The following is an 18154-nucleotide window of genomic DNA, read 5'->3' as shown; positions in this document are numbered from 1 at the left end:
CGAGGTGATCCGGCTGGGGCTGGCTGACGACGAGCCCCTGCTGACCGCAGGCCTGGCCATGCTGCTGAACGCCCAGACCGGTATGGAGGTGCTCTGGCAGGCGGCAGACGGTCAGGAGGCCCTGGAGCGCTGCCGCTCCCACCCGGTGGACGTGCTGCTCCTGGACGTGCAGATGCCCGGCCTGGACGGGCTGGAGACCACCCGGCGTCTGGTGGAGCAGGGCCTGCCGGGGCGGGTGGTGATCCTGACGACCTTCGACACCGACGGCTACGTGCTGGGGGCCATTGAGGCGGGGGCGGCGGGCTTCCTGCTCAAGAACACCCCGCCCGAGCAGCTGGTGGCAGCCGTGCGCACCGTGCACCGAGGCGACTCGGTGATCTCCCCAGGCCCGACCCGCCGCCTGCTCTCCGCCCTCCGGCAGGGCGCTGCTCCCTGGGTCGCAGGTGGTGTCGGGGACGCTGCGTCGGGAGGGACGGCGGGCCAGGTGGTGGCTGCGGCCTCTGGGGCGGTGGCGGGCTCGGGGCCGGTGCTGCCGGGGGAGCTCACTGAGCGGGAGCTGGAGGTGCTGAGGCTGGTGGCCCTGGGCCTGACCAACCAGGAGGTCTGTGACCGCCTGTGGCTGAGCATGGCGACGGTCAAGACGCACGTCTCCCACCTGCTGTCCAAGACCGGTGCCCGTGACCGGGTGCAGCTGGTGCTGCTGGCGCTGCGCAGCGGGGTGGTCAGCCTGGAGGAGGTCCTGAGCTCCCCCTAACCCCCCACTTTCTTACCGCGAGACCGGGACATATGTACCGCGAGTTCGGTAAGGGTGGCCTTAGTTGTGGGTATCTCGGGTGGGTTTGGTGGCTGCTGGTGGCTTCATCGACGACGGCGGGCGTAGGCGCTGGGGATGCTCAAGGACGGCGACTGCAGGCAGCGCAGGGGCTGAAGAACGACGACGGCGGGCGTAGGCGCTGGGGATGCTCAAGATTGACGGTCGCCGCGACGTCGTCGCCACTGGTGCTGGAGCGCGACCCACCCCAGTTATCCACAGGACTTACCGGTCTCGTGAGCCATATGTCCCGGTCTCGCGGTACCGATGTCCCGGTCTCGCGAGACGGGGAAGGGCGCCACGTGCGAGTTGGACTCGTCAGGGCTCCCGTGCCCCGGCGCGAGCGTCTCAGGCCACGCTGTCCGGGACCTGCATGGTGGTAACCCGCCGGGCCTGGAAGCGCCGGAAGGCCCACACGATCAGCCCGATCAGCGCAAGCAGCCCCAGGGCCCACAGCCCTCCGCGCTCGGCCCACACCCGGAACACCGCGAGGCCCACGGTGGCGTAGAGGACCGCCCAGATGACTGACCCCAGGGCGACGGCTGGCAGGTAGAGCCGCAGAGGCATACGGGTCACCCCCGCCCAGACCTGCACGCAGGTCTGCGCACCGACCGTCAGGAAGCTCAGGGTCACGGCCACCGGCCCCCAGCGCTCGGCTATGGCAGCCGAGCTGATGTAGGTACGTGACTCCAGCAGCCTGGCCCAGCGCGTGCGGGAGGTGCCTGCGGTGATGCCTCGGCCGACCCAGTAGCTGCCGTTGGCGCGGCCCATGACTATCACCCACAGGGCGGCAACGGCCCACCCCCACGGCAGCTCCAGGATACGGTCGATCATAAGGTGACCCTAAGTCATCAGGGACCCGGCTGCCCAGCGGCTTCGCCGTATTGCTGCTCACGTGCGCGTGCCCGGGCGGCTGACAGGTCTCATGGGGCGACGGCGGGGCCGGCGTCCGCTCGTGCCGAGGCTCCTCGGGCCAGCACCTGCTCAGATCGAACCTCCCTCAGGCTAAGGCATGCCCAAGCCGGTGCTTGCTCCTGCCCAACCTGGAGCAGGCTAGATCCCGCGCAAGACGGTACCCGCTCAGGACAGGGCCAGCCCAGGGTGGCGGCCGATACTGCCGGTGCCCGCTGCCCAGTCCGGGTTCGGCCAGCCCTCGTCAGCCCGACGCCCGCTCGGGACGGACACGGCTCACACCAGCAGGTTCGCTGGCACCTGCCGCCTCGTGGGAGACTTGCCTCAGACCATGTCCGCACCACAGAAGGGCCTTCGTGTCTCCCGTCGCCACGCCTGAGCAGCTCGCCTCGGTCCAGCCCCTCCACACCCCCCAGGCCCAGCTGCGCAACTTCTCGATCATCGCGCACATCGACCACGGCAAGTCCACGTTGGCTGACCGCATGCTGCAGGCCACCGGCGTCGTCGCCGCCCGGGACATGCGCGCCCAGTACCTGGACCGCATGGACATTGAGCGGGAGCGCGGGATCACGATCAAGTCCCAGGCGGTCCGCATGCCCTGGACCGTGACTGGTGAGGACGGTGCCCCCCGCACCTACGCCCTGAACATGATCGACACCCCCGGGCACGTGGACTTCTCCTACGAGGTCAACCGCTCCCTGGCGGCCTGCGAGGGGGCCGTCCTGCTGGTGGACGCCGCCCAGGGCGTGCAGGCCCAGACCCTGGCCAACCTCTACATGGCGATCGAGGGCGACCTGCACATCATCCCGGTGCTCAACAAGATCGACCTGCCCGCGGCCGAGCCGGAGAGGTACGCCGCCGAGATCGCCTCCATCATCGGCTGCGACGTCGACGAGGTGCTGCAGGTCTCCGGCAAGACCGGCCAGGGGGTCCCAGAGCTCCTGGACCGTATCGTGCAGACCGTGCCCGCGCCCGCCGGTGACCCGGAGGGGCCCGCCCGGGCCATGATCTTCGACTCCGTGTACGACACCTACCGGGGCGTGGTCACCTACGTGCGGGTCGTGGACGGCACCCTCAAGGCCCGGGAGCGCATCGAGATGCTCTCCACCGGGGCGGTGCACGACCTGCTGGAGATCGGCGTCATCAGCCCCGAGCCGGTGGTCACCAAGGGGATCGGCGCCGGGGAGGTCGGCTACCTGATCACCGGCGTGAAGGACGTGCGCCAGTCCAAGGTGGGTGACACGGTCACCTCCGCGGCCGCCCCCGCCGCCGAGCCCCTGGCCGGCTACCAGGACCCCAAGCCGATGGTCTTCTCCGGCCTGTTCCCCGTGGACGGCTCGGACTTCCCCAACCTGCGTGACGCCCTGGACAAGCTCAAGCTCAACGACGCCGCCCTGACCTACGAGCCGGAGACCTCCGTGGCCCTGGGCTTCGGCTTCCGCTGCGGCTACCTGGGGCTGCTGCACCTGGAGATCATCCGGGAGCGCCTGGAGCGCGAGTTCGGGCTGGACATCATCTCCACCGCCCCCTCCGTGGTCTACGAGGTCACCATGGAGGACAGGTCCACCCACGTGGTCACCAATCCCTCAGAGTTCCCGGAGGGCAAGGTCCTGGACGTGCGGGAGCCGGTGGTGCGGGCCACCATCCTGACCCCCAGCGAGTTCGTGGGCACGGTCATGGAGCTGTGCCAGTCCCGCCGCGGCACCATGCAGGGCATGGAGTACCTCTCCGAGACGCGGGTGGAGATGCACTACACGCTGCCCCTGGCGGAGATCGTCTTCGACTTCTTTGACGCCCTGAAGTCCCGCACCCGCGGCTACGCCTCCCTGGACTACGAGCCGGACGGCCAGCAGAGCGCCAACCTGGTCAAGGTGGACATCCTGCTCAACGGGGACAAGGTGGATGCCTTCAGCGCGATCGTGCACAAGGACTCCGCATACTCCTACGGCGTCATGATGACCAAGCGGCTCAAGGACCTGATCCCCCGCCAGCAGTTCGAGGTGCCGGTGCAGGCGGCGGTGGGGGCGCGCATCATCGCCCGCGAGACCATCCGGGCCCTGCGCAAGGACATGCTGGCCAAGTGCTACGGCGGTGACATCACCCGTAAGCGCAAGCTGCTGGAGAAGCAGAAGGAGGGCAAGAAGCGCATGAAGGCCATCGGTCGCGTGGAGGTGCCCCAGGAGGCCTTTATCGCCGCTCTGGGGGCGGACACCCCCACCGGCAAGGACAAGTGACCTGGGGTGGACGGCGGCCAGCAGGTGCACGCCCCCCGCTCCCACGCTATCCGCTCCCGGGTGCGCTCCTTCTCCCGGGCCGGGGGGCGCCTGAGCGGCGGCCAGCAGGCGGCGCTGACTGAGCACGGCTCGCACTACGTGGTGCCGGTGCCGCGGGCTGACGCGGTCCGCACGGTGCACCGGGACTTCCAGCTGGACCCTATGGCACTGTTCGGGCACCCCGGCGAGGTCCGCCCCCTGGTGGTGGAGGTGGGCAGCGGCAGCGGTGAGGCGCTGCTGGCGCACGCCGTCGCCAACCCCGGCGTCGACCACCTGGCGGTGGAGGTGTGGGAGACGGCGATCGCCAAGATCGTGCGTGACGCCGCCCAGGCCGGGGTGGACAACCTGCGGGTGGTGCCTGCTGACGCCTCCCAGCTGCTGGCCACGGCCCTGCCGGTGGGCTGTGCCAGTGAGGTGTGGTTGTTCTTCCCGGACCCGTGGCGCAAGCCCCGGCACCGCAAGCGGAGGCTGGTGAACGAGGCCTTTGCGCTGTCGGTGGCGCGGGTGCTGCGCAGCGGCGGGGTGTGGCGCCTGGCCACCGACTGGTCTGACTACGCCTTCCAGATGCGGGACGTGCTGGAGGCGGCGGCAGCCCTGCCCAGCGGCCTGCGTGCGGACGCGAGCCTGCCGCTGCTGTCCTTCCCGGACGCGGGCCGTCTGCCGGACCTGGGGGCGCAGACGGCGGAGCCTGGCAGCCTGGGCAACGGGGTGGACCCGGGCTCACCTTCCGGGGTGCGGGGCGGCTGGTCGGAGCGCTTCACGGGGCGGGTGATGACGCGCTTCGAGCAGCGGGGGATCGCGGCGGGCCGCACGATCCGGGACCTGACGGCGGTGCGCACGGAGGTCATGTGGGCGCCGCGCGCCGTGCCGGTGCGCGCCGGGCAGGCATGAGCCCCAGGCAGCCGGAGGGCGTGCCACTGTCTGGCCTGGGCACGCTGCCCCCGCAGGTGGGAGCGGTCCCGCCGGAGGGTGGGCGGCGGCCCTTCAGCGTGTACCTGCACGTGCCTTACTGCCGGGTGCGCTGCGGCTACTGCGACTTCAACACCTACACGAACCTGTCCCTGGGGCCGGGCGCCTCTGCGGGGGACTACGTGGACACCTTGGCGGGGGAGCTGGCGCTGGCCCGGGCCGCCATGGAGGAGGCGGGGCTGCCGCCGCGCCAGGTGCAGACGGTGTTCCTGGGTGGGGGCACCCCCACGATGCTGCCTGCCTCGGACCTGGCGCGGATGCTGGAGCTGGTGCGGCTTACCTGGGGGCTGGCCCCGGGGGCGGAGGTGACCACGGAGGCCAACCCGGAGACCGTTGACCAGCGCTACCTGGAGGACTTGGCGCAGGCGGGCTTCACGCGGGTGTCCTTTGGGATGCAGTCGGCGGTTCCCCGGGTGCTGGCGGTGCTGGACCGGGTGCACCGCCCGGAGCGGGTGCCGCAGGTGGTGGCCTGGGCCCGCCGGGCGGGCCTGTCTACCAGCGTGGACCTGATCTACGGGGCGCCGGGGGAGTCCTTGGCGGACTGGCGGCGCTCCCTGGAGGCCGCGGTGGAGACGGGCCCGGACCATGTGAGCGCCTACGCCCTGGTGGTGGAGGAGGGCACGCGGATGTGGGCGCAGGTGCGGCGCGGGGAGCTGGAGCTGCCCAGTGACGACGACGAGGCCACCAAGTACGAGCTGGCGGACGAGCTGCTGGCGGCCGCCGGTTACGAGTGGTACGAGATCTCTAACTGGTCCCGCCCCGGCCAGCGGTGCCGCCACAACGAGGCCTACTGGCGGGACTGGGACTGGTGGGGGGCCGGGCCGGGGGCCCACTCCCACCTGGGGGACGTGCGCCTGTGGAACGTGAAGCACCCGCTGGCCTGGGCGGGGCAGGTGGCGTCCGGGCGGCTGCCGGTGGCTGGGCACGAGGTGGTGGACGCGGCCTCGCGCGAGCTGGAGCGGGTGATGCTGGGCATCAGGCTGCGTGAGGGCCTGCTGCTGCGGGGCCTGGCCCACGGCGGCGAGCCGGTGACGGCGGCTGGCACGCCTGTGCGGCTGGTGCCGGTGGTGGCCCGCCTGGTGGGGGACGGCCTGCTTGACGGCGTCGCCGCTGCTGGGGGCCGGGCGGCCCTGACCCTGCGGGGCCGCCTGATGGCTGACGCGGTGACGCAGGCGCTGCTGCCTTAGCTCTGCGCCTGCCCCTGGTGCCAGGGCTCGTCACTTGACGAGGCGAAGCGTGGGCCGTCCCTTGGGCCCGCTGCGGCTACGCCTTTCCCTGCTGGTTGCTGTCAGGAGCTAGACAAAGGTGAATGCGGAGACGTCAGGCGTCGGCGAGCCGATGGAGGCGGCCCAACGGTGCGGCGCCCGGCCGCGTTTGCGCATGGTCTCTGCGAGGGCCTCATAGACGCGGGAGCGCTCGAATGTCAGGGTGGAGCCGGGTTCTGCCCGGTCAAGGCCCTCGTTGACCAGGAAGGTGCTCCTGGCGGACGAGGCCTCTTAGACCCAGGTTCCTGGCCGGGACAGCGCGCCCCGACCTGGCCCGGCCTGCTAGGCGGTGGCGTGCGGGGCCAGGAGGTTGTCGCCGTCGGCGCTGGCCTGCCGGGAGGAGTCAGGAACCAGGCGGGAGATTCCGTATCCCAGCCAGAACACCCCTAGGCCCCCCACCAGGGTGAACAGGTAGTACCAGGGCTGGCCCAGGAAGCCGAGCACCGGCATGCTGCGCTGGTAGAAGTAGTTGCCTCCGGTCAGCAGGTTGGCGGTCACGGCCACCAGCGAGTAGGCCACCATCCAGCCGAAGGCCCGCCACAGCGCCTGCTTGCTCGGACGCCAGTCGGTGGTCACCCAGGCCAGCACCGGCATCAGCAGGGTGATGACGTGGTTGACCAGGAAGGTCCAGCCGAACAGGTTCCAGAAGGGCCACACCTCCTGGGGGTAGGAGAAGCTGAACCACGCCCACAGGCTGAAGTAGAACAGCACGTCCATGACCCGGCGGGAGCCGGTGGCCAGGTAGACCACGCACAGGATCGCTGAGACCCGCGAGATGTGCAGGGGCAGCGACTCGCCCCAGTCCCAGCCGGTGGCCGCGTACATGCCGTAGAGGGTGGCCTGCTGGAGCACGGAGGCGGTGAGCACCCAGTAGCGCACCTGCCTGGTGCGGGCGCGCACCCAGTGGCGCTGGCTCACCAGGAGGTAGGCGGCTAGGGCTAGCGCCAGCAGGTACATCAGGTGGTCCGGGCCGCCGATCGTGATCCACCCCGGCGTGGGATCGAGGAATCTGTGCACGGCCCCACGCTACCCAGCCAGGAAGGAGGGCGGCAAAAGCAGAGGGTGTAGGCAGGCGGGCCAGGCTCCGGGGTGGCTGGTCACGCCGGGGCGCAGGCCGGTCGCTGTTTCGACGACGAGGCACCGGCCGGTCCCTGCCTAAGGTCGCGGCGAGGGGCGGGCCGTGCCAGGCTGACGCCCCCTGACGCCTGCCTGTGAGTCCGGCGGCTCAGCCCGCGAAGTACTGGGCGCACAGGCGCATCAGCCGCACCATCAGCTCGTGCTGGCGTCCGTGCAGGTCCCAGATGGTGTCCTCGCCCGTTACCGCCAGGCGCGGGTCGAGCTCGGCGGTGGCCTCCAGGTCCTTTAGCCAGGTGCCGTGGTACCCGGCCATAAGCGGCGTCATGGCCGCGCTCATGGCCTCCAGGGCGGCCGTGGCGCTCTCGGCCTCCTCCATGCGGGCCTCAGCGGTCAGGTAGAGGGCCTCCAGCGCCTCCAGGCGTGCCAGGGCCTGCTGGGGGTCAGGGGCGTGGTCACTCATAGCTGCCTCACTTGGTGGGTCGTGCTGGCCTGCTCTGCCTGGGGCAGGACTGGTCTGCTCTGGTCTGTGGCTGCTGGCCTGGGCCTGCTGCCCCGACGATAGCGGCTGCCGCCCTGCTTCTGTCCTACAGCCTGGGCTGATTCTGGATAGGGGAGGGCTCGGCTGGTCAGGCAGGGGCCAGGAAGCAACTAGACTGCGGTGCTGACACCTGTGGTAGATCCGTCATTAACGCCGTTGAAGGAGTGTCGTGCGCACCTCAGTCCCAGAACCGCGACCCCTGGACCGTCCTCTGGACCCCGGGCAGCCTGAGGCTGCCGCTCCGCCCGGAGCCGCCGAGCCTCCGGTCCTGCTGCTGGTCAACCTCGGCACCCCCGCCACCCCCACCGCCAAGGACGTGCGCCCCTTCCTGCGGGAGTTCCTCTCCGACCGCCGCGTCATCGAGATGCACCCGCTGCTGTGGCGTCCCGTCCTGGAGGGCGTGATCCTGCGGGTGCGCCCCCGGGCCAGCGCCGCCAAGTACGCCACCGTGTGGCTTCCCGGCCAGGAGGCGGACCAGGGCGGCTCCCCGCTCATGCACGGCACCCAGGCGCAGGCCCAGATGCTCCAGGAGCGCCTGGACCGCGCAGGCGTAAAGGTGCAGGTGCGGGTGGCTATGCGCTACGGCGAGCCCGCCATGGGCAAGGTGATCGACGAGGTCCTGGCCACGGGTGCCCGCCGTCTGGCTGTGCTGCCGCTCTACCCGCAGTACTCGGCCACCACGGTCGCCTCCATCGTGGACGTGGCCGCCCGCCGTCTCCTGGCGCACCGGGACCAGCCCGAGCTGCGCACCGTGCGCTCCTTCCCGGTCTCCCGGCCCTATATCGCGGCCCTGGCCACCGCCCTGGAGGAGCACTGGGGGCGGGTCGGGCGGCCGCAGCCCCAGCGCGGCGACCGGCTGCTGCTCTCCTTCCACTCCATCCCCAAGGCCATGCACGACGACGGCGACCCCTACCGCGCCGAGTGCGAGGCCACGGTGGCTGCCCTGCGCGAGCACATGCAGCTGCCCCCGGAGCTGGTGCGCACCACCTACCAGTCCGTGTTCGGGCCCGCCGAGTGGATCGGCCCGGCCACCATCGACACCGTGGAGGCCCTGGGACGGGAGGGCTGCCCCCGGCTGGACGTCATCTGCCCGGGCTTCATGGCCGACTGCCTGGAGACCCTGGAGGAGATCGACCAGCTCAACCGGGAGACCTTCGTGCAGGCCGGGGGCGGCGAGTTCCACTACGTGCGCTGGGGCAACGGCACGCCAGGCGCCGTCGACGCCTTGGAGGAGCAGGCCCGCCAGGTGCTCTCCGGCTGGGTCTGATCGAGGGTGGGGCATCCCGAGACGGCCTGACGGCGCATCCGCTCCGCCTGGATGGCACAGGTTGGCTGGGAGGGGGCAGGTCGTCTGACAGAGAGCGTGCAGGCTGGCTCGGAGCGTTCAAGCCGCCCGGTTGAGGCCGTGCAGGCCGCCAGTGCGGGTACAGGCTCACCGCTTGAACGGCGCAGTACCGCCGTCGGGTCCACAGCCTTGGCGTATCGTGGTTAGCAAGTCACCTACCGGAGGAGTAAACGCATGCACCTGCAGTGGTGGTCCACCCTGCCGTTCGCCGTAATGCTCGCGTCTATCGCCGTCCTGCCGCTGCTGCCAGCCACGGCGCACTGGTGGGAGAAACGCTCCAGCCAGCTGGGTCTGGCCCTGGTGCTGGGGCTGCCGGTGGCGCTGTGGATGTGGTTCGCGCTCGGCTGGGAGGTCGTGTTCCACTCCGTGGTGGAGTACGCGCAGTTCATCTCCCTGCTGCTGGCGCTGTTCGTGGTCTCCGGCGGCATATTCCTCAAGGGCGACATCGAGGCCACCCCCAGGAACAACACGATCTTCCTGGCGGTCGGCGGGGTGCTGGCCAGCTTCGTGGGCACCACCGGCGCGGCCATGCTGCTGATCCGTCCGCTGCTCAACACGAACCAGGAGCGCAGGTACCGGGTCCACACGGTGCTGTACGCGATCTTCGTGGTGGCCAACTGCGGGGGCCTGCTCACCCCGCTGGGCGACCCGCCGCTCTTCCTGGGATTCCTGCGGGGAGTGCCCTTCACCTGGACCTTCCACCTGGCTCCCGAGTGGCTGTTCGTGAACCTGCTGCTGCTCGTCAGCTACTACGGGCTGGACAGCTGGTACCACGGCCGGGAGCCTGCGGCCGCCGTGCGCGAGGACCGGACCGACGTGGAGCCCCTGGGGCTGCGCGGGGCCAGCAACCTGCTGTGGTTCGCCGTCATTATCGCGGCGGTGGCCTTCGCCCCCTCCGTGGACGCCGAGGCCATCGGGCACGGTAGCGCCACCCTGCTGGACTGGCTGCCCCTGCGCGAGCTAATCATGCTGGGAGCCGCCGCCTGCTCCTTCCTCCTGGGGGACAAGCGCGCCCGTTTTGAGGACAACCAGTTCGAGTGGGGGCCGATCGCGGAGGTGGCCAGCCTGTTCATCGGGATCTTCCTGACCATGATCCCGGCCCTGCACTACCTGGACGAGGTGGCGGGCTCACTGCCGCTGAACCACATCACCTTCTTCGTGTTCACCGGGGGGCTCTCCTCCGTGCTCGACAACGCCCCCACCTACGCCACCTTCTTTGAGATAGCGGGGCAGGTTCCCCACCCGGGCGGGGCCGTGGTGGCCGGGGTGCCAGAGGCCTACCTGGTGCCTATCTCCCTGGGCGCCGTGTTCTGCGGGGCGATCACGTACATCGGCAACGGCCCGAACTTCATGGTCAAGTCCGTGGCGGAGGCCCGTGGGGTGGCTATGCCCTCCTTCGGTGGCTACGTGGGCCAGGCGGTTATGCACCTGGTGCCGGTGCTGACCTCTATGGTCTGCCTGTTCATCGCCCACTCCTGGTGGGCCAAGCTGGTCGGGCTGCTGCTGGCTGCCCTGGTGGTGGCCAATAGTGTGCGCCTGGCCGTCAAGGGCCGTCGTCTGGCCCTGGCCGACGCCTAGCCCCTCCCACCCCCTCTCCTTCGCGAGACCGGGACATCGGTACCGCGAGACCGGGACATATGGCTCACGAGACCGGGACATATGGCTCACGAGACCGGTACGCCCTGTGGACAGCTACCGCTCAGGAGCGTCCACGGCGGCTGGAGAGAGCCGCAGGCACAGTGAGCGGCCCGTAAGGTGGGCCGCTACCGTCCTCAGCAGGTACCAGGGGCGGTGACGAAGTCGATCAGCTCCTCCATGCGGCCTAGCAGGCTCGGCTCCAGGTCCTTGTAGGAGCGCACCGTGGCCAGGATCCGCTGCCAGCCACGGGCGACATCCGCCTGGTCTGCGTGCGGCCAGCCCAGCGCCTCCAAGGTGCCGTGCTTGATGTCCGTGCCCCGCGGCACCTGCGGCCAGGCGCTCAGGCCCAGCCGCTGAGGGCGCACCGCCTGCCACACGTCCACGTAGGGGTGCCCCAGCACCAGCACGTTCCTCCCGCCTGGCATCTCGCGCACCCGCTGCGCGATCCGTGACTCCTTGGAGCCCGGCACCAGGTGGTCCACCAGCACGCCTGCCCGCCGCTGCGGCCCCGGCTGGAACTCGGCCATGACCTGCTCCAGGTTGTCCACGCCGTCCAGCATCAGCACCACCACGCCCTCGTGACGCAGGTCGTCCCCCCAAACCTTCTCCACCAGCTCGGCGTCGTGCCTGCCCTCCACCCAGATGCGTGAGGCCCGGGCCACCCGCGCCTTCTCCCCCTCCACCAGGTAGGAGCCTGACGCCGTAAGCCTCCGCCCGGCCGCGCTGACCGGCCCCTCCGGGCCCCGGGGGCGGGGCACAGGCGGGTCCACCACCACCGGACGTCCCTCCAGCAGGAAGCCCGGCCCCAGGGGGAAGGCGCGGCGCACCAGGTGCCGGTCCTCCAGGACCACCAGGTGCACTCCGCCCGACTTCTCCACCGACACGGCGGCCCCCACGAAGCCGGTCTCCTGGTCCTCCAGCACCATCCCACGCTCCAGGGGCACCCGTACCGACTCGGGGCGGATCGCTCCCGGGCCGACGCGGTGCGGGTCGGTGCTCAGCACGTCCGCGCCGTAACGGTCACGGGCCGACGGCGGGGCGCTACGGCGGGCAGGCTTGTGGGCCCGGCCGCGGGCCGCCCCCGGCGTCGGCTGCTGGGCCTCCTGCTGGGCGGCCTGCTCGCGCAGGGCCAGACGGCGGGCGGCGGTGGAGCCGGGGACAGGGCGGGAGTACGGGGCGGGCGTGTTCACTTTGGGCACGCTAGGTGAAGGTCACGCGCCAGCCTGGTTGGGCGCGCCGGTACCCGGCGTAGGATGGCACTCGGGCCCTGTGAGTGCTAACCGGGCTCGGCTACCACAAATGCCACCGCGAACTACTCAGAGCACCAGGAAGCATCCAGGAGGGGAGGAGCGCCCATGTCCGACGACCGGCGGCTAAAGGTCCTCTCCGCCATCGTGACCGACTACGTGCGCACCCGCGAGCCGGTCGGCTCCCGGGCCCTGGTGGAGCGCTACCGCCTGGGCGTCTCCCCGGCCACCATCCGCAACGACATGGCGGCCCTGGAGGACGAGGGCTACATCCAGCAGCCCCACACCAGTGCCGGGCGGGTGCCCACCCAGAAGGGCTACCGGCACTTCGTGGACCGCATCGCCTCCGTCAAGCCCCTGTCCTCCCCGGAGCGCGCCGCCATCACCCAGCTCCTGTCAGGGGCGGTGGACCTGGACGCCGTGGTGGCGCGCACCGTGCGCGTGCTCGCCCAGCTCACCGGCCAGCTCGCTGTCGTGGAGTACCCCAGCCTGCGGCGTACGGCCCTGCGCCACCTGGAGCTGGTGGCCCTGGGACCCAGCCGCCTGCTGCTGGTCATCATCACCGACACCGGGCGGGTCGAGCAGCGCACCGTCAGCCTGCCCGCCGGGGAGCTGGTGGACCCCCTGGTCCTGGACAGTCTGCGCGGCCGCCTGAACAGGATCATGGCCGGGCGCCTGGCGGAGGACGTCGTGCCCGCCCTGAGCCTGCTGGCCGAGCAGGCCCCCAGTGAGGAGCGCGCCGTGCTGTCCGCCGTCGCCGGGGAGATGGTGGCCGCCCTGCGCCCGGAGGCCGAGGAGCGCCTGGTGGTTGCGGGCACCGCGAACCTGGCCCGCGCCACCCCGGACTTCTCCTCCCTGGGGCCCTTGCTGGACGCCATCGAGGAGCAGGTGGTGCTGCTGCGGCTCTTCGCCTGCATGGACGCCGCCGCCTGCACCGAGACCGGCGACGGCCCACGCGTCACCATCGGGGCGGAGAACGACGACGACGCCCTGGCGGAGGCCAGCGTCGTCACCGCCACCTACGGTCCTGGCGGCGGTGACGCCGTCGCCCACCTGGGTGTGATCGGCCCCACCCGCATGGACTACCCCGCCACCATCGCCGCCGTCAACGCTGTGGCCCTCTACCTGTCCCGGTTCCTGGCCGGGCCGCAGGAGCAGTAAGCAGCACCCGGCACCTCCCCACAGAACCCGAAGGAACACACGTGCGCGACTACTACGAGATCCTGGGCGTCAGCCGCAACGCCACCGCCGAGGAGATCAAGAAGGCCTACCGCAAGAAGGCCCGCTCCCTGCACCCCGACGTCGCTGGCCCCGGCCACGAGGAGGAGTTCAAGCAGGTCTCCGTGGCCTACGAGACCCTCTCCGACGCCGACAAGCGCCAGATGTACGACCTGGGTGGGGAGGAGGCCCTGCGCGGCGGCGGCAGCTTTGGGGGCTTCGGTGGCTTCTCGGCCGCGGACCTGGGTGACCTGGGGGGCATCTTCCAGTCCATGTTCGGCGGCGGGGCAGCCCGCGGTCCGGCCTCCCGGGCGCGGCGCGGTCAGGACGGCATCGTGGCCCTGGAGGTGAGCCTGCAGGACGTGACCTTCGGGGCGACCAAGCCGGTGACCGTCAGCTCCTACGTGACCTGTGAGACCTGTGAGGGCTCCTGCTGCCTGCCGGGAACCGAGCCGGTTACCTGCTCGGGCTGCAACGGCTCCGGCTCCGTGCAGCGGGTGGTCAGCTCCCTGTTCGGCCAGGCGGTCACCACCGCCCGCTGCCCCCAGTGCAGCGGCTTCGGCACGATCATCGCCAGCCCCTGCAAGGACTGCTCCGGTGAAGGGCGCAAGCACGTGCGCCGGGAGGTGGAGGTCAAGGTCCCGGTGGGGGTGTCCACCGGCACCCGGCTGCGCATGGACGGGCAGGGGGAGGCAGGCCCCGGCGGCGGCCCCAACGGCGACCTGTACATCGAGTTCCACGAGACCGAGCACCCCACCCTGCGGCGCGAGGGCGACGACCTGCTGACCGAGCTGCGTATCCCCATGACCGCTGCCGCCCTGGGGGGAACCTTCACGGTGGAGACCCTGGACGGCCCCCGCGAGCTGGAGGTCAAGCCCGGCACCCAGAACGGCCAGGAGAAGGTCCTGGACGGCCTAGGCACGGGGCGGCTGCGCCGTCGGGGCCGGGGCGACCTGCGCATCTCCCTGGTGGTGGAGACGCCGGTGCGCCTGGACGAGGAGCAGCGTGAGCTGCTGCGTCGGCTGGCTGAGCTGCGGGGGGAGACCACCCAGGGGAGCAAGGACTCCACCCTTAAGCGCAAGCTGGGGGACTGGATCAACGGCCGCTGACCCCGGCGCGGGCCGGCGGCGCGGGACGTGGGTGCGCTGAGCCCCAGCGCGGGGAGGGGCCTAGGGCGCCGGGAGGTCAGGTGTACGGGTGCCTGAGCGGCTGGCTGCCTAAGCGGCTAAGTGCCTGAGCGTCCGGGCTGCCTAGGCGGGACCGCCCCGGTGAGGGTCAGGATGCTGCGGGCGCGGGCCGGGACCCGAATACCGCCTGCCCCACCCGCACGCAGGTGGAGCCCTCGGCGACGGCGAGCTCCAGGTCCCCGCTCATGCCCATGGAGAGCAGCCCCGCACCGACGGTGCCCGCCTGCCTCGCGCTGTCCCGCAGCTCGCGCAGCAGGCGGAAGCAGGAGCGGACCTGGGCGGCGTCGTCGCTGTTGACGGCGATGGTCATGAGGCCCACCACCCGCAGGGAGGCGTAGGCGCGCAGCTCCTGCAGGAATCCGGCCAGCTCGGTCGGGGGCAGGCCGGACTTGGAGCCCTCCCCGGAGGTGTTGACCTGCACGTATACGTCCAGCCCCCGCCCCGCGGCCTGCAGGCGACGGTCCAGGGCCTGGGCCAGGCGCAGGGAGTCCAGGGACTGCAGCTCGGCGGCGCAGGCTATGGCGTCGCGGACCTTGTTGCCCTGCAGGTGGCCGATCAGGGACCAGGTCACCGGCAGGCCCGCCAGCTCAGCCGCCTTGGCCCGCGCCTCCTGCACCCGGTTCTCACCCAGGCGGGTGGCCCCGGCGGCGACGGCGTCCCGCAGCACCGCGGCGGGGACGGTCTTGGACACGGGCAGGACACTGACCTCAGCCGGGTCCCGGCCCGCCTGGCGGGCGGCGGCGTCCACCCGGGCCCGCACCTGCGCCAGCCGCTGCCGCAGCGCCGCCACCGACTCGGCCTGGGGGTTGCGGCTACCTGCGTACGAGAGCGCCGTCGCGGGCTCGCTGCTCTCCTGGAGGCACGGGGGCTGCTGGGGGACCGGGACCACCTGGGAGGGCGGGGGAGTACTGGGCTGCATGGGTGGGACGCTAGCACCGGTGCGGGTCTCCCGGTCCGGGCCACAGCGGCCGGGAGAGGGCCTGCGTGCAGCAGCATCGTGGTTCTGCCCGGGGCCGGGGGTGCGGTGTCGTCAGGTTGGTTCTGGGCAGGGACGCGCTGGGTGCTGCGGCGTCTCCGGGGGCCGCAGGGGAGGCTATTGGCCGCGGGGAGGGACCCTGCAGGGGCGCGTGGGGGCGCGGCGTCCAGGGGGCCTGAGCCCTCCGGCCAGCGGGGTGGGGAGCCCGGTAGCCTGGGGGCGTGACCGCACCCGTGTTCGTCCTCACCGCCCAGACCACCTCGCCCGCCGGAGCCGCCGCCGCTGCACGGGCGGGGGACGTCTTCTCCCTCCTGGGGCCGGAGGCCCGCCACGCTGTCAGCGTGCGCCGCCTGCGGGTGGGCGAGAGGGTGGACCTGGTGGACGGCGTCGGGCTGCGCCTGGTGTGCGAGGTGCTGGAGTCGGGGGGCCGGGACCGCAAGGACCAGCTGGCCGTGAAGGTCCTGGAGCGGGTGCAGGAGCGGCCCGCCCCGCTGCGCCTGGCCCTGGTGCAGGCCCTGGCCAAGGGGGACCGGGACGCCCAGGCGGTGGAGACGGCCACGGAGGTGGGGGTGGACCTGGTCCTGCCCTGGCAGTCCGAGCGCTGCGTGTCCGTCTGGAAGGGCCCTAAGGCCGCTAAGGGCCAGGAACGCTGGCAGGCCACCGCCCAGGAGGCGTCCAAGCAGGCGCGGCGCGCCCGGGTGCCGGTGGTGGAGGGGCTGCGAGGCACCCCGGAGCTGTGCACCTGGGTGGCCCAGGTGGTGTCCGCCGGGGGCGTGGTGCTGGTGCTGCACGAGGAGGCCAGCGCGCCGATCAGCGGGGCCACCCTGCCTGCTCCGGTATCGCAGGCTGCTGCGGGCGTGGCAGAAGGCACAGAGGCGGCAGAGAGTACCGCGGTCCTGGGGGCGACGGCGGGGCTGGCACCGGTGCTGGCCGTCGTCGTCGGCCCGGAGGGCGGGATCAGCGCGGCGGAGACGGCGGCGCTGGAGGAGGCCGGGGCGGTCACGGTCCGCCTGGGGCCGCACGTCATGCGCACCGCCTCGGCGGGGCCGGTGGCGCTGGCCGTGCTGGCCCAGCGGGCAGGACTGTGGGAGCCGCAGGAGCAGGGCTAGCGAGGGCAGCCACCTGGGGCCGGAAAGAGCGCACCCAGGCGGCGAAGTGCCTACCTGGGTGCGTGTGCCTGCCGACGGGACCGGGATGGCTGGTTCCCTGGGCTGGCGGGGCCCTGGACCGACGAGACTTGGCTGGCTGGCTGGCTGGTGCCATGATCCAGCTGGTGCCGTTAGCACTGGCTGCTGGCCAGGCAGTGGCACCTGCCGAAGGGCCGGTGCGGCCATCGGTCTCAGCGGCTGGTCTCAGTCACTGGTTTCAGCGGGGGCCTTGACCGCCTTGGCCAGGGCGTGGAAGTACAGGGCGAAGCCTGCGGTCAGGATGATGTGCCCCAGGCCGGAGATCCCGGCGATGGCGGGGCTGGAGTAGAGCTCCTGGCCAGTGACCTGCAGGGTCCCCTTGACGGTCTGCATCAGCACCGTCCAACCGACCCCCACGTTCCAGACCACATAGGCCTTGGCAGCCAGCGGAGAGTGCTGGGAGACCCGGAAGACCCGCTCCAGGGCCAGCATCACCAGCATGAACAGGCAGCCGAGCACCAGGGTGTGCGTGTGCACGGTGGACAGCTGGGTGAAGGTCGGGTGGTCCCAGCCCTGGAAGCGGGTGAGCTCACGGTAGTAGACGCCGCTGAGCAGGCCGAGCACGGCCCAGATGGCAGAGGAACGGAACAGCAGCTTCTCCATGAAGGCTCCTAAAAGTGGTGACACGGTGTCAGAAAGACGCAGTGAAGCACAGGATCGGCTGCTGCACAATGGCGTGGCGCACTAGGGGCTGGTGTGTTACCGGAGGCGAGGGTGCTGCGGGTGCTGGGTGGGTGCTGGCCAGGTAGGCGCCGATAAAGGGCTCGTGGCTGGTAGTGGGGGCTGGAGTGATCCCGCCCGGCCTGTAGCACCGCTCAGCGCAGGTCGTCGTCGAAGTCAAAGCCGACGGCGTCGGCCGCGGTGACTAGTGCGGTGATGGCCTCGTCGTCGGTGAGGTAGCGCATCAGGCAGGTGGCCAGCTGTTCCGTGTCGGCGCGGTCACCGTAGGCGTAGAACATGGTGCCCTCAGGGTCGGTCTGAACGTCCGGGAGCTCGCCGCGGTCGACCAGCCAACGCACCACGCCCTCCCAGAAGTAGCCGTTGGGCTCGTGTCCCAGGGCCTGCACGGTGCTGGAGGTGCTAAAACCCGCCACGTCAAAGAAGCAGGTGGTGAAGGAGCCGTCCTCGGCGTCGCGCAAGCGAATTCGGCTGGGCGCAGGGGGTGCCGCAGTGAGTGTCATCGCAGGGCCTCTCGTTGGGTGACAAGCCTGAAGGTTGGGGAAGTACTGAAAATAACCTCTAGACGGTGATATCTGGAACCAGATTGTAAGCAAGGTGCAGCGTGTCGCAACACCGTCCGATCGGCGGGTGTGCCTCAGGGCTCTGCCGGCGACGGCGGGACTGGTGGGCGCTCGCGGCCGGTCGCCAGCAGGGGCGCGCCTCGGATCTGTCCCTGTGCGGCGTGCCGGGGTGCGGGCCGGGGCATGGTGTCCGGGTGCGGGTCGGGGGGAAGGGGTGTGGGCCGCGTGCCCGCCGTCGAGGCTGGTCCGAGGGCCTTGAGGGGGGCGTCT

16 protein-coding genes are annotated in these 18154 nt (G+C 71.3%); 9 read left to right on the top strand and 7 right to left on the bottom strand.

Going from position 1 to position 18154, the window contains the following annotated elements:
- Nucleotides 1-4 precede the first annotated feature (4 nt).
- On the top strand, nucleotides 5-754 hold the full coding sequence (locus tag JG540_RS06225; protein ID WP_200278185.1) for a response regulator: 750 nt from the start codon (nucleotides 5-7) through the stop codon (nucleotides 752-754).
- A 405-nt stretch (nucleotides 755-1159) separates the two neighbouring features.
- Here JG540_RS06225 and JG540_RS06220 read toward each other — a convergent pair whose 3' ends face one another.
- Nucleotides 1160-1645: a DedA family protein gene (locus tag JG540_RS06220; RefSeq protein ID WP_200274781.1), complete on the bottom strand. Its 486-nt coding sequence runs from the start codon at nucleotides 1643-1645 to the stop codon at nucleotides 1160-1162.
- 434 nt (nucleotides 1646-2079) lie between these two features.
- On the opposite strand from JG540_RS06220, the gene lepA reads away from it, so the two are divergent.
- Genes lepA through hemW form a run of 3 tightly spaced genes read left to right on the top strand, consistent with a single transcriptional unit; the run spans nucleotide 2080 to nucleotide 6152 of the window.
- Nucleotides 2080-3957 carry a translation elongation factor 4 gene (gene lepA, locus JG540_RS06215; protein ID WP_200274780.1) on the top strand — a complete coding sequence of 626 codons (1878 nt, stop codon included), beginning with the start codon at nucleotides 2080-2082 and terminating at the stop codon, nucleotides 3955-3957.
- Nucleotides 3958-3963: 6 nt separating this feature from the next.
- Nucleotides 3964-4887, top strand: coding sequence for a tRNA (guanosine(46)-N7)-methyltransferase TrmB (gene trmB, locus JG540_RS06210; protein WP_200274779.1), 924 nt, complete (start codon nucleotides 3964-3966; stop codon nucleotides 4885-4887).
- The gene (gene hemW / locus JG540_RS06205) at nucleotides 4884-6152 is read left to right on the top strand and encodes a radical SAM family heme chaperone HemW (protein ID WP_200274778.1); all 1269 of its coding nucleotides are present in this window, start codon (nucleotides 4884-4886) and stop codon (nucleotides 6150-6152) included. Before trmB ends, hemW begins: the two co-directional genes overlap by 4 nt.
- A 360-nt stretch (nucleotides 6153-6512) precedes the next feature.
- On the opposite strand, the gene JG540_RS06200 is transcribed toward hemW, so the two are convergent.
- The gene (locus JG540_RS06200; RefSeq protein WP_234042709.1) at nucleotides 6513-7247 is read right to left on the bottom strand and encodes a YwaF family protein; all 735 of its coding nucleotides are present in this window, start codon (nucleotides 7245-7247) and stop codon (nucleotides 6513-6515) included.
- Nucleotides 7248-7455: 208 nt separating this feature from the next.
- Nucleotides 7456-7767 carry a DUF4298 domain-containing protein gene (locus tag JG540_RS06195; protein WP_200274777.1) on the bottom strand — a complete coding sequence of 104 codons (312 nt, stop codon included), beginning with the start codon at nucleotides 7765-7767 and terminating at the stop codon, nucleotides 7456-7458.
- 289 nt (nucleotides 7768-8056) lie between these two features.
- Here JG540_RS06195 and hemH point away from each other — a divergent pair, with 289 nt between their 5' ends.
- Nucleotides 8057-9112: a ferrochelatase gene (hemH, locus tag JG540_RS06190; RefSeq protein WP_234042983.1), complete on the top strand. Its 1056-nt coding sequence runs from the start codon at nucleotides 8057-8059 to the stop codon at nucleotides 9110-9112.
- Nucleotides 9113-9364: 252 nt separating this feature from the next.
- Nucleotides 9365-10768 (top strand): sodium:proton antiporter, encoded by a 1404-nt coding sequence (locus JG540_RS06185; protein ID WP_200274776.1) that lies wholly within the window; start codon nucleotides 9365-9367, stop codon nucleotides 10766-10768.
- A gap of 194 nt (nucleotides 10769-10962) precedes the next feature.
- Here JG540_RS06185 and JG540_RS06180 read toward each other — a convergent pair whose 3' ends face one another.
- Nucleotides 10963-12018, bottom strand: a complete 1056-nt coding sequence (locus JG540_RS06180; RefSeq protein ID WP_407648297.1) for a DUF3097 domain-containing protein — start codon at nucleotides 12016-12018, stop codon at nucleotides 10963-10965.
- Nucleotides 12019-12183: 165 nt separating this feature from the next.
- Here JG540_RS06180 and hrcA point away from each other — a divergent pair, with 165 nt between their 5' ends.
- The gene (hrcA, locus tag JG540_RS06175) at nucleotides 12184-13236 is read left to right on the top strand and encodes a heat-inducible transcriptional repressor HrcA (RefSeq protein ID WP_200274774.1); all 1053 of its coding nucleotides are present in this window, start codon (nucleotides 12184-12186) and stop codon (nucleotides 13234-13236) included.
- A gap of 41 nt (nucleotides 13237-13277) precedes the next feature.
- Entirely contained in the window at nucleotides 13278-14402 is a 1125-nt protein-coding gene (dnaJ, locus tag JG540_RS06170; RefSeq protein WP_200274773.1) for a molecular chaperone DnaJ, read from the top strand.
- Between the two features lie 166 nt (nucleotides 14403-14568).
- Here the strand turns inward: dnaJ and JG540_RS06165 are convergent, their stop codons facing one another.
- Complete coding sequence (locus tag JG540_RS06165) at nucleotides 14569-15399, bottom strand: YggS family pyridoxal phosphate-dependent enzyme (RefSeq protein ID WP_200274772.1); 831 nt, start codon at nucleotides 15397-15399, stop codon at nucleotides 14569-14571.
- A 278-nt stretch (nucleotides 15400-15677) separates the two neighbouring features.
- On the opposite strand from JG540_RS06165, the gene JG540_RS06160 reads away from it, so the two are divergent.
- Nucleotides 15678-16565, top strand: a complete 888-nt coding sequence (locus JG540_RS06160) for a 16S rRNA (uracil(1498)-N(3))-methyltransferase (RefSeq protein WP_200274771.1) — start codon at nucleotides 15678-15680, stop codon at nucleotides 16563-16565.
- A 243-nt stretch (nucleotides 16566-16808) separates the two neighbouring features.
- On the opposite strand, the gene JG540_RS06155 is transcribed toward JG540_RS06160, so the two are convergent.
- Together JG540_RS06155 and JG540_RS06150 are read right to left on the bottom strand one after the other, a co-directional pair.
- Nucleotides 16809-17246: a DUF2871 domain-containing protein gene (locus tag JG540_RS06155; RefSeq protein WP_200274770.1), complete on the bottom strand. Its 438-nt coding sequence runs from the start codon at nucleotides 17244-17246 to the stop codon at nucleotides 16809-16811.
- Between the two features lie 212 nt (nucleotides 17247-17458).
- Nucleotides 17459-17782 carry an Imm51 family immunity protein gene (locus tag JG540_RS06150; RefSeq protein WP_200274769.1) on the bottom strand — a complete coding sequence of 108 codons (324 nt, stop codon included), beginning with the start codon at nucleotides 17780-17782 and terminating at the stop codon, nucleotides 17459-17461.
- Nucleotides 17783-18154: the final 372 nt, after the last annotated feature.

The sequence above is a fragment of the Actinomyces weissii genome, assembly GCF_016598775.1.
Lineage (GTDB): Bacteria > Actinomycetota > Actinomycetes > Actinomycetales > Actinomycetaceae > Actinomyces > Actinomyces weissii.
The sequence above is the reverse complement of the archived record's forward strand: the minus strand, read 5'-3'. Positions and strand labels throughout refer to the sequence as shown.